Below are 13,995 nucleotides of genomic sequence, written 5' to 3' on the forward strand. Positions count from 1 at the left end.
CCGGCGATGCGGGCGGCGAGAATCGGGGGATTTTACATGCGCACCCGATTCATCCTGATCCAGACCAGCCACGCCGGCAACGTCGGTGCTGCCGCGCGCGCCATGAAGACCATGGGCTTCGGCGATCTCGTGCTGGTCGCGCCGCGCTGGGCCAATGTGCTGCGGCGCGAGGAGACCATCCAGCGCGCGAGCGGGGCGCTGGACGTGCTGGCCAATGCGCGCATCGTCGAGACGCTGGACGAGGCGCTCGACGGCGTCACCCACCTGTGCGCGACCGCGATGGTGCCGCGCGACTTCGGCCCACCCACGCGCACGCCGCGCGAGCACCTGGAGCCGCTCGCCAAGGATGAGGGGCAGCACGTGGCCTTCCTGTTCGGCTCGGAGCGTTTCGGCATGCGCAACGAGGATGTCTACCGCTGCCATGTCGCGCTCAGCATTCCGACCGATCCGAGCTTCGGCTCGCTGAACCTCGGCGCGGCGATCCAGGTGATTGCCTACGAATGGCGGCTCGCGCTGGGCGGCTACGCGGTGCGGGATGCCACCGCACCGGTCCAGGCGGCCGATGCTCAGGCCGTGGCTGGCATGCTCGAACACTGGGAGCGCTCGCTGGTGCAGATCGGCTTTCTGGACCCCGAGGCGCCCAAGAAGCTGATGCCGCGGCTGCAGCAGCTCTTCAACCGCGCGCAGCCGACGCCGGAGGAGATTCACATCCTGCGCGGCATCGCCAAGGCGATGGCGGATGCGTCGCAGAAAACCCCATCGCGCGTGCGCGATGACCCGAGCCCTTAGACTGCGCGGCCCATATAGCCATAACAAGAACATCCATGTTCTCGCGCCTGCGCTCCGACATCCAGTGCATCCTCGACCGCGATCCGGCCGCCCGGACGCGCTGGGAAGTGTTGACCCTCTATCCGGGCCTGCATGCCGTGGTGCTGCACCGCCTTGCGCACTGGTGCTGGGGCCATGGCCTGAAGTGGATCGGGCGCTTCATCTCGCAATGCTCGCGATGGTTCACCGGCATCGAGATCCATCCGGGCGCGATCGTCGGCGACCGCGTGTTCTTCGATCATGCGATGGGCGTGGTGGTCGGCGAGACCGCCGAGATCGGCGACGGCTGCACGATCTACCAGGGCGTGACGCTCGGCGGCACCTCGCTCTACAAGGGCGCCAAGCGGCATCCGACGCTGGGCAAGGACGTGGTGGTCAGTGCAGGGGCCAAGGTGCTCGGCGGCTTCGTGGTCGGCGACGGCGCCAAGATCGGAAGCAACGCCGTCGTGATCAAGCCGGTGCCTGCGGGCGCCACGGCAGTGGGCATTCCGGCGCGCATCATTCCGTCGAAGGCGGGCACCAGTGCCGACGTCACGACCGCCGACAGGAAGTTCACGGCCTACGGGATCACGATGGAAGACGACCCGTTGTCGCAGGCCATGAAGGGGCTGATCGACAACGCGTCGGGCCAGGATCACCAGATCGCGCTGCTGTGGCAGGCGATCGAGGCCTTGTCCGCGCAGCCCGGAAAGAAGGATTGCGTGCCGGGCGATGCGGCGCGGGAAGAGTGCTTCGAGGCGGAGCGCCTGACGCAGCTGGTGGGGAAGTGAACTTGCTCCCTCTCCCTCTGGGAGAGGGTTGGGGTGAGGGCGGGGCGTTGGGCCTTCGGTTGCATGCTTTGTTGAGGCCGGAGCCGGGAGTTCGCCCCGGCGAAAGGTGATTCAACGCGACCGGATCGCCGACTTCGGCCGGAACGCCTTGCACACCGATTCGTCGGTTTCCAGATAAGGCCCGCCGATCAGGTCGATGCAGTAGGGCACCGCGGCGAAGATGCCCGGCACCACCTGCGCGCCCTGGGCGTCCTTCAATCCTTCGAGCGTCTCCGCGATCGCCTTCGGCTGCCCCGGCAGATTGATGATCAGGCTGCGATCGCGGACGACCGCCACCTGGCGGGAAAGAATCGCCGTTGGCACGAAGCGCAGGCTGATCTGCCGCATCTGCTCGCCGAAGCCGGGCATTTCCTTGTGCGCCACGGCGAGCGTCGCTTCCGGCGTCACGTCGCGCAGGGCCGGCCCGGTGCCGCCGGTCGTCAGCACCAGCGAACAGCCGGCGTCCACCAGCTCGATCAGCGCCGCGCTGATGCCCGCCTGTTCGTCGGGAATCAGTCGCGGCTCGAAGCGGATCGGGTTGCGCAGCGCGCGCTGCAGCCATTCCTGCAGCGCGGGCAGGCCCTTGTCCTCGTAGACGCCGCTGGAGGCGCGGTCGCTGATCGAGACGATGCCGATGCGCACCGGGTCGAATGTGCCGACTTCGCTCATGCGTCCTCCTCGCGCGACTGTTCCGAGGCCTCGGCCGCATGGTCGTCGGTGCCATGCACGCCCAGCTGCGCGCGCACGATCTGGAACACCTCGCGGTAGGCCTTGCCCTGGCGCGGCGCCTCGCCGGGCGGTCCGGCCTTGATGTCCTTGCGCGCCTGACGCACCAGCGCGCGCAGCTGCTGGGCGTCGGTGCCGGGATGGGTTTCGATCCAGCCGCCGAGCGCGTCGTCGTCGGCAATCAGGCGGTCGCGCCAGCGTTCGGCGTCGTGCAGGATCGCGGTCTCCTGGGCCGGGCCGCGGTTCTGCTCGTCGAGTGCGCTGCGCACGGCGTCGAGTGTCGCCGCATCGAGGCCGCGCATCAGCTTGCCGATGAACTGCATCTGGCGCCGCTTGCCTTCGAAATTGGTGATGCGCTTGGCTTCTTCGATCGCGTCCTTCAGCTTCTCGCCGAGATCGAGTTTGTCGAGCAGGCCGGCGCGCAACGTGAGCAGGGCTTCGCCCAGCGCCTGCAGTTCGGTGCTTTCGCGCTTGAGATCGGTTCTGCTTGCTGCGTCGGTGCCCTTGAGCTCGCGCTTGAGCTCCAGATCGAGTTCGCTGCCTTCGGCCACGAACTGGCCGCGGACGAAGTAGCCTTTTTTGGGTTTGCGGGACATAGAGGCAATCGTTGGCCGCACCATCGGGAACAGGGGGCGCAAGTATCATAGCCAACACATGAGCACATCTTCATCGCGCGCCGATTCCGGCTTCGCCTACACCCGCCCCTTTTTCGAAAACCTGGTCGATTCGGCCCTGGCGCATGCCAAGAAGCTCGGCGCCACCGACGCCGGCGCGGAGGCGTCCGAGGGCTGTGGCCTCAGCGTCTCGGTGCGCAAGGGCGAACTCGAGAACGTCGAGCGCAACCGCGACAAGTCGCTCGGCGTCACGGTCTATGTGGGCCATCGGCGCGGCAATGCCAGCACTTCCGACTTCTCCGAGGCCGCCGTCGCGCAGACGGTGCAGGCGGCCTACGACATCGCGCGCTTTACGGCCGAGGATCCGGTCAGCGGCCTGCCCGACGAAGCGGACATCGTCACCGACCAGCCCGATCTCGACCTGTTCCATCCCTGGAACATCAGCAGCGAGCATGCCGCTGCGCTGGCGCTCGAATGCGAGGCCGCAGCACTGTCGACGGACAAGCGCATCACCAACAGCGAAGGCGCAGGCGTCTCGGCGCAGCAAAGCCATTTCTTCAGCGCCCATACGCGCGGCTTTCGCGGCGGCTATGCGAGCTCGCGGCACTCGATCTCGGTAGCGCCGATCGCCGGCAAAGGCGACGATATGCAGCGCGACGCCTGGTACAGCTCGATGCGCTCGGCCGAGGAGCTCGCGAGCCCGGCGGCCGTCGGGCGCTATGCGGCTGAACGCGCGCTGAGCCGCCTCAAGTCGCGCAAGATCAAGACCACTGAATGCCCGGTGCTTTTCGAGTCGCCGATGGCGGCCGGGTTGCTGGGCGGCCTGGTGCAGGCCACCAGCGGCGGTGCGCTCTACCGCAAGAGCAGCTTCCTGCTCGACTCGCTCGGCACGCAGGTGCTGGCCAAGCACATCGACGTGCTCGAAGATCCGCACATCCTGCGCGGCAAGGGCAGCTCGCCCTTCGACGACGAGGGCGTGACCACCCGCAAGCGCAAGGTGGTCGACGGCGGCCGACTCGAGGGCTATTTCCTGAGCACCTACTCGGCGCGCAAGCTGGGCATGAAGACCACCGGCAATGCCGGTGGTTCGCACAACCTCACTCTGAGCTCGCGGCTGACGAAGAAGGGCGACGATCTCGATGCCATGCTCGCCAAGCTCGGCACCGGTCTGTTCGTGATCGAGCTCATGGGGCAGGGCGTCAACTACGTGACGGGCGACTACTCGCGCGGCGCCAGCGGCTTCTGGGTCGAGAAGGGCAAGATCGCCTTTCCGGTGCAGGAGATCACGATTGCCGGCAACTTGAAGAGCATGCTGCTCGGCATCGAGGCGATCGGTGCCGATGCCTACAACTACGGTGCGAAGACCACCGGTTCGATCCTGGTGAACCGGATGAAGGTCGCCGGAAGCTAAACCGCGTCTGCGAGCAGCGCCTCGCGCACCCTGGCGATGGCGTTGAGGTAGGGCGTGGTGAAGCCGTCCAGAGGCGCATCGGGCGCCAACCAGCTGAAGCTGAAAACGAGCCCGTCTTCTTCCGGGCTGCCCATGGCCACGTGGTCGAAGGTCTCGGGCAGCGGCGATGGTGCGCGCATCAGGAACAGGTGCCAGAGCTGGGCATGCCGGTGCACGTTGCCTTCGATGCCGGCCTCGCATTCGCGGTCCAGCGTGCCCAGCGGCTGCAGTTCGCCGCGATAGTCGATGCCCGACTCTTCCAGCAGCTCTCGCCGCACGGCGTCTTCAGGCGCTTCTCCGGGCTCCACCGTGCCCTTGGGCAACTGCATGCTCTTGTCGCCGGGATGGTGGAAGACCAGCAGGCGGCCGCGGTCGTCCACCACGCAGGCGCAGGCCTTGTGGATCGCGGTGCGTGCCGTCATCCTCAGCCGCCCGAGAGCGCGGCCTTCACGGCAGCACTGACCTGGCCCATGTCGGCTTTGCCGGCCAGGCGGGTCTTGACCGCGCCCATCACCTTGCCCATGTCGCCGGGGCCCGCTTTGCGACCAAGTTCTTCGCCGAGTTCGGCCACGATGGCCCGGACCTCGGCCGCGATCTCGTCCGCGCCCATGCGCTGGGGCAGGTACACCTCCAGCACCTTGATCTCGGCGGCTTCCTTGTCGGCCAGGTCGGTGCGGCCGCCCTGGGTGAAGGCGGCGACCGAGTCCTTGCGCTGCTTGACCAGCTTGTCGACGATGGCCACGACCATCGCATCGTCGAGCTCGATGCGCTCGTCGACTTCCTTCTGCTTGAGGGCGGCGAGCAGCAGGCGGATGGTGCCCAGGCGCTCCGAGTCCTTGGCGCGCATCGCGGTCTTCATGTCTTCGGTGATCTGGTCCTTGAGACTCATGGCAGGCTTTCTTGACAGGCTAAAAACAAAAGCCGCGGCAGGTATCCCTGGCGCGGCTCTGAACCGGACGCTGGCTTCGGCGCCAGCGCGGCGGATGCTCAGTACAGCTTCTTGGGAAGCTGCATGCTGCGCACGCGCTTGTAGTGGCGCTTGACCGCTGCGGCCTTCTTGCGCTTGCGCTCGGCGGTCGGCTTCTCGTAGAACTCGCGGGCGCGCAGGTCGGTCAGCAAGCCGAGCTTTTCGATGGTGCGCTTGAAGCGGCGCAGCGCGACGTCGAAGGGCTCGTTTTCTTTAACGCGGATGGTGGTCATTTAAAAATCGGTCTTTGTTGAATTTGGCCTGGGGAAGATCGGGCCCCGGGCCGGGGTTCCTCAACTGAACATGGGGTAGGCCGTTGAGGGGAGGCCAAAGTTAGCCCGACATTATAGCGCGTGAGCGCAGGCATGGGCGCTGGCCCAGGCCCACTGGAAGTTGTAACCGCCGAGCCAGCCGGTCACGTCGACCACTTCGCCGATGAAATACAGGCCGCGCTGCTTGGATTCCATGGTTTGCGAAGACAGCTCGCGGGTGTCGATGCCGCCGGCCGTGACCTCGGCCTTCTTGTAGCCCTCGGTGCCGCTGGGGGTGATCTGCCAGCGTGCGATGCGCTCGGCCAGCGCGGCGAGCGCCCGGTCGGCCGCTTCGTTGATCGGACGCTGCAGCGCTGCGTCCTGCCCGACCCAGGCGTCCGCCAGCCGCGCGGGCACCAAGCCGGCCAGTTCGTTGCCGATGCGCTTGCGCGAGCGTTGCTTGGCCTCGCCGAGCGAGGCGCGCACGTCCACCCCCGGCGCGAAATCGATGGTGAGCGGGGCGCCCGGTTGCCAGTAGCTCGAAATCTGCAGCACCGCCGGGCCCGAGAGGCCGCGATGGGTGAAGAGCAGGTCTTCGAGGAAAACTGTGCGATCTTTCTTGGCGCCGGTTTCGATCTGCACCGGCAGCGCCAAGCCGGCCAGCTCGGCGTAGGGCGACCAGGCTTCGCCGCCGAAAGTCAGGGGCACCAGAGCGGGACGCGGCGCGACCACGCGCAGACCGAACTGCGCCGCGAGCCGGTAGCCGAAATCGCTGGCGCCGAGCTGGGGAATGGAAAGGCCGCCCGTCGCAATCACCAGCTTGGACGTCTGGACGCTGCCCCGGCTGGTTTCGATCCGATAGCCCCCTCCATCCGAGAACGCGATCTCGCCGACGCTGCAGGGCTGCCAATGCGCGACGCCGCCGGCCGCGCACTCGGCCAGCAGCATGTCGATGATCTGTTGCGAGCTGCCGTCGCAGAAGAGCTGGCCCTTGTGTTTTTCGTGGAAAGCGATGCCGTGGCGCTGCACCAGTTCGATGAACTGCTGCGGCGTGTAGCGCGACAGCGCCGAGCGGCAGAAATGCGGGTTGTCGCCGATGAAATGGCGCTGCGGCGCGCGCACGTCCAGGTCGCGGTTGGTGAAGTTGGCGCGCCCGCCGCCCGAGATGCGGATCTTTTCGGCGATGCGCTCGCCGTGGTCGATGAGCAGCACCTTCAGGCCGCGCTGGCCCGCCAGTCCGGCGCAGAAGAGACCGGCGGCACCCGCGCCGACGACCACCGCGTCGAACGCGGTCATTCAGCAAACCTCCGCGCTGCGCGCTGCGGTGCGAGCCCCTTCGGGCGGCAGGGCGGGACTCATCCCTTCCACACGAACGGGAACTTCAGCTGCTTGAAGAAGCCGTTGGGCACGTAGTCGCCGACCACGCCGTAGCGCTCTGGCCAGAGCCTGGTGCTCTTGACGGCCGTGCCGAAGAGATAGTCGAGAAAGGCGTAGTGCGCGGCGTAGTTCTTGTCGATCGCCTCGTCGTCCTGGCTGTGGTGCCAGTGATGGAAGTTGGGCGTGACGATGAGGTAGCGCAGCGGCCCGAGGCGCACGCTCACGTTGCAGTGGTTGAAGACCGCCTGGAAGCCGACCACCACGATGTAGGCGTCGATCACTTCCTTGCTGAAGCCCAGCACGTAGATCGGCGCTAGCACCAGCGTGCGCGTGATCAGCAGCTCGAGGATGTGCTGGCGCGAGCCGGCCATCCAGTCCATGCTCTTGACGCTGTGGTGCACCGCATGCAGGCGCCACAGGAGCGGCACCTCGTGGTAGGCGCGGTGCGTCCAGTACTGCACCAGGTCGGCCACCAGGATGATCAGCAGCACGCCGGCCCAGAAGGGCAGCCCCGCGATCCAGCCGCGCACGCCGTCGTTGGCGGCCCAGCCGAAGAGCTTGTGCACCAGCAGGTTGGTCGCCAGCAGCACGAAGCCCACGATCATGTGGTTGACGACGAAATGGTGAAAGTCCGTCTGCCACTCGGCGCGGAACACCGGCTGGTCCTTGCGGTGCGCGAACAGTTTCTCGATGAAGATGAAGATCAGCGAAGAGCCCAGCAGGTCGAGGATGAACCAGTCGAGCCCGATGTAGGGCGTGTTGTCGGCGAAGTCGTTGACCGGCACCTTGTGGCCGCCGAGCAGCGCCGCCGCGGCCACCAGCAGGAAGGCGAAGGAGGAGAGCCAGCGCGAGCGGTTGAAGATGATGTTCACCAGCGAGAGGCCGCCGGAAATCACCATCGCAACGAGCAGCACGATGCGCATCACGTCGACGTTGTAGCTGCGGCGCAGCTCGGGCGTGCTGAGGTACTGCGGGAAGTGGAACACGAGCACGCCCAGGAAGCACAGGATGCCCAGCGAGAGCGCGATGGTGCCGGTGACCAGGCCCTTGCCGCGTTGCAGCTCGCCATGGCTTTCGGTGAATTCATTGAGTTTTTCGAGCTCCAGCATCCTGATCTCCCGCCCGTGTTCGAGGGCTGGAGGATTCTAGGGGTGGCGCCGGAACGTGCCGACAGGCCGAACGGCCGATTCAGGTGCCGAAGCGCGTCGCCGGCAGGCCCGCCGCGGCAAGGCCGCGCAGCACGTCGCCGACCACGATCACGGATGGGCTGCCGAGCCCGGCTGCCGCCAGGTCGAAAGGCAGGCGCGCGAGCGTGGTCGCGATGTGGCGCTGCTGCGGCAGGCTCGCATGCTGGATCACGGCCACCGGCGTGTCGCCCGCCAGGCCGTGCAGCAGCTCGTTCTGGATATGGGCCACGCCCGTGACGCCCATGTAGATCACCAGCGTGAGCCGCGCGTCGCGCGCAGTGGCGGCCAACTGCCGCCAGTCGGTCGGATGCTGGTCGGCCGCATGGCCCGTCTTGGCGTGGCCGGTGACGAACACCACGCCCTGCGCGTGGTCGCGGTGCGTGAGCGGCACGCCCAGCGCGGTGACGGCGGCGAGGCCAGCCGTGATGCCGTTGATCACCCGCACCTCGATGCCTTCTTCGCGCAGGTGCTCCACCTCCTCGCCGCCGCGGCCGAAGATGAAGGGGTCGCCGCCCTTGAGGCGCACCACGGTCTCGCCCTCGCGCACCGCGGTGATCATGAGCCGCTCGATGAAGGCCTGCGGCGTGCTCCTGCAGCCGCCGCGCTTGCCGACATGGACGATGCGCGCGCCGGGCCGCGCGTAGGCCAGGATCTCCTCGCTGACCAGGTCGTCGACCAGGAGCACGGTGGCCGCCTGGATCGCCTTGACGGCCTTGATCGTGAGCAGTTCGGGATCGCCGGGGCCGGCGCCGACCAGGGTGCAGCTGCCGTGATGGGAAAGGGTGCTCATGGGTGCTCCACCTGTTGGGCCAACTGCAGGACATGCTCGACCTGCTGCGCGATCGCGTCCGGCACCGGCGCCTGGCCGGCCAGCACGCGCCGCGTGTAGTCGGCCGTGGTCTCGATGTCGATTTCTTTGGGCAGCCCGGGCACCTCGGCTTGCGTGCCGGGCTCCTGGGTCTGCAGTGCGACGCGCCGGCCGCGCACGAAGCCGTCGACCTGCGCGGTGCGGCGCGGGTCGGCCACGCTCTCGCCCTCGAGTCCGCGCGAGAGCAGGGCGGTCATGCCCAGCAGCTCGAAGGTCGCTGCCATGGACTCGGCGTAGGCGGGATGCGTGTAGCTGCCGACCACCACGCAGGCGCCTTGCGTCGGTTGCATCAGCTTGACCACGCTGTGGCCGGGGTTGCGCAGGCCGACCACGCGGCGCACGTCGAGCAGGCGCTTGAGGCCGGGGCTGAGCAGCTCGGTCGGTGCGAAGACCGCCTCTCCGTTCGCGATGGGCCGGATGGCCGCGAGCGGCTGCACGTCGAGGGCCGCGAGCACGTTGGAGGCCAGCACCCGGGTCGATTCGGTGGCCGCGCCATGCACCAGCACCGGCAGACCTTCGCGGGCCAGCAGCAGCGCGAGCAAGGGCGTGAGCACCGGCAGCCGGCGCGCGCCGTTGTAGCTGGGCAGCACCACCAGCGGCCGGCCGGTGGCGGGAAAGCGCGCCAGGCGCGCATGGGTGGCATCGAGAAAGCCGGCCATCTCATCCGGCGTCTCGCCCTTGATGCGCATGGCCAGGCAGAAGGCGCCGGTTTCCAGGTCGGTCACGGTGCCGTCGAGCACCTGGCCGAAGAGGTCCGCGGCCTGCTCGCGGTTGAGCGGCCGCGCGCCGCGCGCGCCGCGGCCGATTTCCTTGATGTAGTGGCTGATTCCCATGGGTAGGCCCATTGTCCCGCAAGGCTTATGCCGCAATACGGCTGCGCTTATGCCCTGGAAGGCAGGAAGGGAAGCCGTCCATGCGCTCATGATTGCTCGGCCAGGGCCGGTGCCGCGCTCGCGCGCACCATGCGCTTGAGCTCGGGCAGGCAGGAGCCGCAATTGGTGCCGCATTTCAGCGCGCCCTGCAATGTGGCGAGGCGATCGCCTTCGGGACCCGAAGCGGCCGCCAGGTGCTCGCCGATGGCGGTCTGCGTCACGCCGAAGCAGCTGCAGATGACCTTGCCGCGCGCCGCCACGCCGGCCGGGGCGGCGGCGCCGGGCTTGAGCAGCTGGCGGCCATAGGCCTGTGCGGGCAACTGGTCCTGCAGCAAGGTCTTGATCCAGGCCTCCGCACGCGTGTCGCCGGCCAGCAGGAAGCCTTCGAGGTGTGCGTCCTGGCCGTCGCGCACCAGCCGCGCAGCGCGCCGCTGCCCGTGCTTGGCATCGGCATAGCGCAAGGTGTCGGCGCCGCCGAGCCCCAACAGTCCCTCGATGCGGGCGAGCACATCGTTGGAAGGCGCGTCGTAGGCGGCCGCGCGAAAGAGGATGCCGGTGCGCTCCGGCCCGCTGCCCTCCAGGGCGCCGCCGGTGCCGAACGGGACGCAGCTGGCAAAGGGGAAGGACGGCATCAGTGCGCGCAGAGCCTCGCGGATGTCCAGGGACGCGTCCCGCGGCAGCCAGGCCACCGCCAGCAAGGACCAGGGCAGTTCGGCCTTGAGGATCTTGACGGCCGCGTGCTTGAGTTCGGGCTGCTTCGAATCGGGGCAGAAGGCCGGCGTCGTGAGCGCATTGACGCCGGCCAATGGCTCGCCGGTGCTGGAGCGGCCGCTGAGATATTCGCCGCCCCAGTGCATGGCGATGAACGCCTGGCTCATCCCCACCTCGGCGCTGGCCGCGACGGGCAGCACGATCGAGCCGCGCCGCGAGGTGACGTGCACCAGGTCGCCCTCCTTCAACTGGCGGCGCGCCATGTCCTGCGCATGCATCTGCACCGTCGGCTCCGCTGCGTGGCCGAACAGGCGGCCCAGCGTGCCGGTGCGGCTCATGCCGTGCCACTGGTCGCGCAGGCGGCCGGTGTTGAGCGAGAACGGAAAGCGCGCCTCGCGGGCTTCGGCCACCGGCTTGTAGGCGACGTCGGCAAAGCGCGCGCGGCCGTCGGGCGTGGCGAACACGCCGTCTTCGTAGAGGCGCGCACGGCCGGTGGTCTCGCCTTCGCGCAGCGGCCACTGCTGCGGCGCGGCCTCGAGCATCGCGTAGCTCATGCCGGTGATGTCGAGATCGCGGCCGCGCGTGGATTCGCGGTGCTCGTTCCACACGGCTTCCGCACTCGCATAGGGGAACAGCGTGTTCGCACGCGCCAGCCGTGTTTCGAGCCGGCGCGCGAAATCCATCGCGATGGCCCAGTCGTCGCGCGTCTCGCCCGGTGCCGCGACGGCCGGCCGCACCCGCGAGACGCAGCGCTCGCTGTTGGTGACGGTGCCGTTCTTCTCGCCCCAGGTGGTGGCCGGCAGCAGCAGGTCGGCGAAGTCGCAGGTGGCGGTGGTCGAGAAGGCTTCCTGCACGACCACGAATTCGCAGCGTTCGAGCGCGCGGCGCACGGTGGCCTGGTCGGGCATCGACTGCGCGGGGTTGGTGCAGGCGATCCAGAGCGCGCGGATCTCGCCGTCGGCGGCGGCCTGGAACATCTCGACTGCGGTCTTGCCGGGCTTCTCCGGCACCGAAGGCACGCCCCAGAGAGCGGCGACCTCGGCACGATGCTGGGGGTTGGCGAGGTCGCGGTGCGCCGACAGCAGGTTGGCCAGGCCGCCCACTTCGCGGCCGCCCATCGCGTTGGGCTGCCCGGTCAGCGAGAAGGGGCCGGCGCCGGGCCTGCCGATCTGCGCCGTCGCGAGGTGCAGATTGATCAGTGCCGCATTCTTGGCGGTGCCCGACGACGATTGGTTGAGGCCCTGGCAGTAGAGGCTCAGCGTCGCGGCCGAGGTGGCGAACAGGCGCGCGGCCTGCAGCAGGTCGTCCTTGGAGATGCCGCAGACCTGCGCCACGCGATCGGGCGTGCAGTCGCGCACGGTGGCCTTGAGCGCCTCGAAGCCGCTGGTGTGGGCGGCGATGTAGCGCGCATCGGTCCAGCCTTCCCACAGCATCAGGTGCAACATGCCGTTGAAGAGCATCACGTCGGTGCCCGGCTGGATGGCCAGGTGCAGGTCGGCGATCTCGCAGGTGTCGGTGCGGCGCGGATCGGCCACGACGATCTTCATCGCCGGGTTGGCCGCCTTCGCATCCTCGATGCGGCGGAACAGGATCGGATGGGCCCAGGCGGTGTTGCTGCCGGCGATGAACAGGCACTCGGCGTGCTTCAGGTCGTCGTAGCAGGCCGGCGGCGCGTCGGCGCCCAGCGTTTTCTTGTAGCCGGCCACCGCGCTGCTCATGCACAGGCGCGAATTGGTGTCGATGTTGTTGGTGCCGATCAGGCCCTTGGCCAGCTTGTTGAAGACGTAGTAGTCCTCGGTGAGCAACTGGCCCGAGACGTAGAAACCGACGGCGTTCGGGCCTTGCTCGCGCACGACCTGGGCGAACTTGTCGGCGGCCGTGTCGAGCGCAGTGTCCCAGCCGACGGCCTCGGGCGCCACACCGCGCTCGGCACGCCGCATCGGCTGCAACAGCCGCGTCTGCCGCGTGACCGCCGCGCTGGCGGTCAGGTGCAGCGTCGAGCCCTTGGTGCACAGGCGGCCGAAGTTGGCCGGGTGCTCCGGGTCGCCGCGCACGCCGGTGATCTGCGCGCCATCGGATTCGATGATCACGCCGCAGCCGACACCGCAGTACGGGCAGGTGGAGCGTGTTTCGTTCATGGCATGCCTTCAGGCTGCGACGGAGCGCTTCGGTCCCGCGACGGGGCGTTCGAGATCGGTGGCATGCGTCGCGAGTTCGCCTGCATCCAGATGGACCACACCGTCCGCGACCTTCACCGCGAAGCGCGGCGTGCATCCTTCATCCGGCGATTTCGCGCAGCCGTCGTCGAGCCCGATCGCCCAGTTGTGCAGCGGGCAGGCCACGCTGGTGCCGAACACGATGCCCTGGCTCAGCGGGCCGCCCTTGTGCGGGCAGCGGTCGAGCAAGGCGAAGACCTGGTTCTCGGCATTGCGGAATACCGCCACGTCCACGCCCGCAGGTCGTGCAACGCGTCGCGCGCCGAGCACGGGGATGTCGTCGATGCGGCAGATGACTTTCCATTCACTCATGGGGGTCTCTCTAGGTTTTGAGGTTGGAATACAGGCCGGTGATGCGATCCATGATCGCCAGCAGGTTCTCGCTGGTGACGAACACGTCGGACATGAGCTTGGGCGACGCGCTCGCGCCTTCCAGACGCTGAAGGCCGTGGTTGAAGAACACCCACTGCGCGTCGGCCAGCACCAGCTCCTCCTTGATCTGCGTCGTGACCTCGGGCGCACTGCGCAGGGTTTCGAGTGCTGCAACGAACTCCGAGCGCGCCTTGGCGATCTCGGCCGCACTGCCCGTCGGGTCGATCTGCAGGGCACTGGCCAGGTAGAACTTGGCCATGCGTTGCGACAGCATGCGCTGGCGGCCCGCGATGTTGACCAGCTTGCCCACCGACTTGCCCGAGGCCGCTTCGTACTGCACCGTGCCCTGGTGCGCCAGGGCGAGCACGGCAGCATCCAGCTTGACGACCTTTGCCGCTTCGCTCTTGCCGGGTGTGGGGCCCGTCAGTTCTCTCTTGAAATCGTTCCAGGCACCGTCGAGCGTGTCGTAGGTGCCGCGGATGGTGGGGGTAGGCGCGAAGGTCTTGAGCTCCACCAGTTGGCGGTCGAACAGGGCGATGGACCGGTCCAGCACCTGCTGGGCGTTGCGCGTCTCCACTTTTTGCACCAGCGCCAGGTAGGCCTTGCTCGCACGCTGCGAGAGCATGCGCTGGCGCCCCGCCTTGTTGATGGCGTCGTTGAGGTCGGCCACCTGGGCGCGTGCGCCCAGGCCGATCAGGGCGGTCGAGGCGATGAAGAGCCGTCTTTTCAAACCACTTCTCCGGCTTG

General features: G+C 68.0%; 15 protein-coding genes. 3 read left to right on the forward strand and 12 right to left on the reverse strand.

Annotated features, from left to right (window positions below; genetic code table 11):
- The first annotated feature begins 36 nt into the window (after positions 1-36).
- On the forward strand, positions 37-789 hold the full coding sequence (locus ACSQ86_RS09855) for an RNA methyltransferase (protein ID WP_093102380.1): 753 nt from the start codon (positions 37-39) through the stop codon (positions 787-789).
- A 35-nt stretch (positions 790-824) separates the two neighbouring features.
- On the forward strand, positions 825-1,598 hold the full coding sequence (cysE, locus tag ACSQ86_RS09860) for a serine O-acetyltransferase (RefSeq protein WP_093102382.1): 774 nt from the start codon (positions 825-827) through the stop codon (positions 1,596-1,598).
- A 111-nt stretch (positions 1,599-1,709) separates the two neighbouring features.
- Here the strand turns inward: cysE and mog are convergent, their stop codons facing one another.
- Positions 1,710-2,306, reverse strand: a complete 597-nt coding sequence (gene mog, locus ACSQ86_RS09865) for a molybdopterin adenylyltransferase (RefSeq protein ID WP_436290640.1) — start codon at positions 2,304-2,306, stop codon at positions 1,710-1,712.
- Positions 2,303-2,959: a ribosome biogenesis factor YjgA gene (gene yjgA / locus ACSQ86_RS09870; protein WP_436303504.1), complete on the reverse strand. Its 657-nt coding sequence runs from the start codon at positions 2,957-2,959 to the stop codon at positions 2,303-2,305. Before yjgA ends, mog begins: the two co-directional genes overlap by 4 nt.
- A gap of 58 nt (positions 2,960-3,017) precedes the next feature.
- Between yjgA and pmbA the strand changes: the two genes are divergently transcribed.
- On the forward strand, positions 3,018-4,388 hold the full coding sequence (gene pmbA / locus ACSQ86_RS09875) for a metalloprotease PmbA (protein WP_436308814.1): 1,371 nt from the start codon (positions 3,018-3,020) through the stop codon (positions 4,386-4,388).
- Here the strand turns inward: pmbA and ACSQ86_RS09880 are convergent.
- The 10 genes from ACSQ86_RS09880 to ACSQ86_RS09925 all read right to left on the reverse strand — a co-directional run bounded on the left by ACSQ86_RS09880 (position 4,385) and on the right by ACSQ86_RS09925 (position 13,978).
- A complete protein-coding gene (locus ACSQ86_RS09880; protein WP_436308815.1) occupies positions 4,385-4,849 on the reverse strand; it encodes an NUDIX domain-containing protein in 465 nt (154 codons plus the stop codon). The genes pmbA and ACSQ86_RS09880 overlap by 4 nt on opposite strands.
- Positions 4,850-4,851: 2 nt before the next feature.
- Positions 4,852-5,316, reverse strand: coding sequence for a GatB/YqeY domain-containing protein (locus ACSQ86_RS09885; RefSeq protein WP_093102389.1), 465 nt, complete (start codon positions 5,314-5,316; stop codon positions 4,852-4,854).
- 98 nt (positions 5,317-5,414) lie between these two features.
- A complete protein-coding gene (rpsU, locus tag ACSQ86_RS09890; RefSeq protein ID WP_007833691.1) occupies positions 5,415-5,627 on the reverse strand; it encodes a 30S ribosomal protein S21 in 213 nt (70 codons plus the stop codon).
- A 111-nt stretch (positions 5,628-5,738) separates the two neighbouring features.
- Complete coding sequence (locus ACSQ86_RS09895; protein ID WP_436303508.1) at positions 5,739-6,941, reverse strand: NAD(P)/FAD-dependent oxidoreductase; 1,203 nt, start codon at positions 6,939-6,941, stop codon at positions 5,739-5,741.
- A 59-nt stretch (positions 6,942-7,000) separates the two neighbouring features.
- The gene (locus tag ACSQ86_RS09900; RefSeq protein ID WP_093102392.1) at positions 7,001-8,131 is read right to left on the reverse strand and encodes a sterol desaturase family protein; all 1,131 of its coding nucleotides are present in this window, start codon (positions 8,129-8,131) and stop codon (positions 7,001-7,003) included.
- 79 nt (positions 8,132-8,210) lie between these two features.
- Entirely contained in the window at positions 8,211-8,999 is a 789-nt protein-coding gene (gene cobA, locus ACSQ86_RS09905) for a uroporphyrinogen-III C-methyltransferase (RefSeq protein ID WP_093102394.1), read from the reverse strand.
- The gene (gene ybiB, locus ACSQ86_RS09910) at positions 8,996-9,910 is read right to left on the reverse strand and encodes a DNA-binding protein YbiB (protein WP_436303509.1); all 915 of its coding nucleotides are present in this window, start codon (positions 9,908-9,910) and stop codon (positions 8,996-8,998) included. The genes cobA and ybiB overlap by 4 nt, the downstream gene beginning before the upstream one ends.
- 86 nt (positions 9,911-9,996) lie before the next feature.
- On the reverse strand, positions 9,997-12,798 hold the full coding sequence (locus ACSQ86_RS09915) for a nitrate reductase (RefSeq protein ID WP_436308816.1): 2,802 nt from the start codon (positions 12,796-12,798) through the stop codon (positions 9,997-9,999).
- A 9-nt stretch (positions 12,799-12,807) separates the two neighbouring features.
- Positions 12,808-13,188: a nitrite reductase small subunit NirD gene (nirD, locus tag ACSQ86_RS09920; RefSeq protein WP_093102398.1), complete on the reverse strand. Its 381-nt coding sequence runs from the start codon at positions 13,186-13,188 to the stop codon at positions 12,808-12,810.
- A gap of 10 nt (positions 13,189-13,198) precedes the next feature.
- The gene (locus tag ACSQ86_RS09925) at positions 13,199-13,978 is read right to left on the reverse strand and encodes a type IV pili methyl-accepting chemotaxis transducer N-terminal domain-containing protein (RefSeq protein WP_436308817.1); all 780 of its coding nucleotides are present in this window, start codon (positions 13,976-13,978) and stop codon (positions 13,199-13,201) included.
- Between the last annotated feature and the right edge of the window lie 17 nt (positions 13,979-13,995).

The organism is Variovorax sp. LjRoot130 (genome assembly GCF_964253755.1).
GTDB lineage: Bacteria > Pseudomonadota > Gammaproteobacteria > Burkholderiales > Burkholderiaceae_C > Variovorax.

Bases quoted from the DNA above. Each gene is read 5' to 3' on its own strand.
- ACSQ86_RS09855 (WP_093102380.1), top strand. From the start codon at position 37: ATGCGCACCCGATTCATCCTGATCCAGACCAGCCACGCCGGCAACGTC.
- cysE (WP_093102382.1), top strand. From the start codon at position 825: ATGTTCTCGCGCCTGCGCTCCGACATCCAGTGCATCCTCGACCGCGAT.
- mog (WP_436290640.1), bottom strand. From the start codon at position 2,306: ATGAGCGAAGTCGGCACATTCGACCCGGTGCGCATCGGCATCGTCTCG.
- yjgA (WP_436303504.1), bottom strand. From the start codon at position 2,959: ATGTCCCGCAAACCCAAAAAAGGCTACTTCGTCCGCGGCCAGTTCGTG.
- pmbA (WP_436308814.1), top strand. From the start codon at position 3,018: ATGAGCACATCTTCATCGCGCGCCGATTCCGGCTTCGCCTACACCCGC.
- ACSQ86_RS09880 (WP_436308815.1), bottom strand. From the start codon at position 4,849: ATGACGGCACGCACCGCGATCCACAAGGCCTGCGCCTGCGTGGTGGAC.
- ACSQ86_RS09885 (WP_093102389.1), bottom strand. From the start codon at position 5,316: ATGAGTCTCAAGGACCAGATCACCGAAGACATGAAGACCGCGATGCGC.
- rpsU (WP_007833691.1), bottom strand. From the start codon at position 5,627: ATGACCACCATCCGCGTTAAAGAAAACGAGCCCTTCGACGTCGCGCTG.
- ACSQ86_RS09895 (WP_436303508.1), bottom strand. From the start codon at position 6,941: ATGACCGCGTTCGACGCGGTGGTCGTCGGCGCGGGTGCCGCCGGTCTC.
- ACSQ86_RS09900 (WP_093102392.1), bottom strand. From the start codon at position 8,131: ATGCTGGAGCTCGAAAAACTCAATGAATTCACCGAAAGCCATGGCGAG.
- cobA (WP_093102394.1), bottom strand. From the start codon at position 8,999: ATGAGCACCCTTTCCCATCACGGCAGCTGCACCCTGGTCGGCGCCGGC.
- ybiB (WP_436303509.1), bottom strand. From the start codon at position 9,910: ATGGGAATCAGCCACTACATCAAGGAAATCGGCCGCGGCGCGCGCGGC.
- ACSQ86_RS09915 (WP_436308816.1), bottom strand. From the start codon at position 12,798: ATGAACGAAACACGCTCCACCTGCCCGTACTGCGGTGTCGGCTGCGGC.
- nirD (WP_093102398.1), bottom strand. From the start codon at position 13,188: ATGAGTGAATGGAAAGTCATCTGCCGCATCGACGACATCCCCGTGCTC.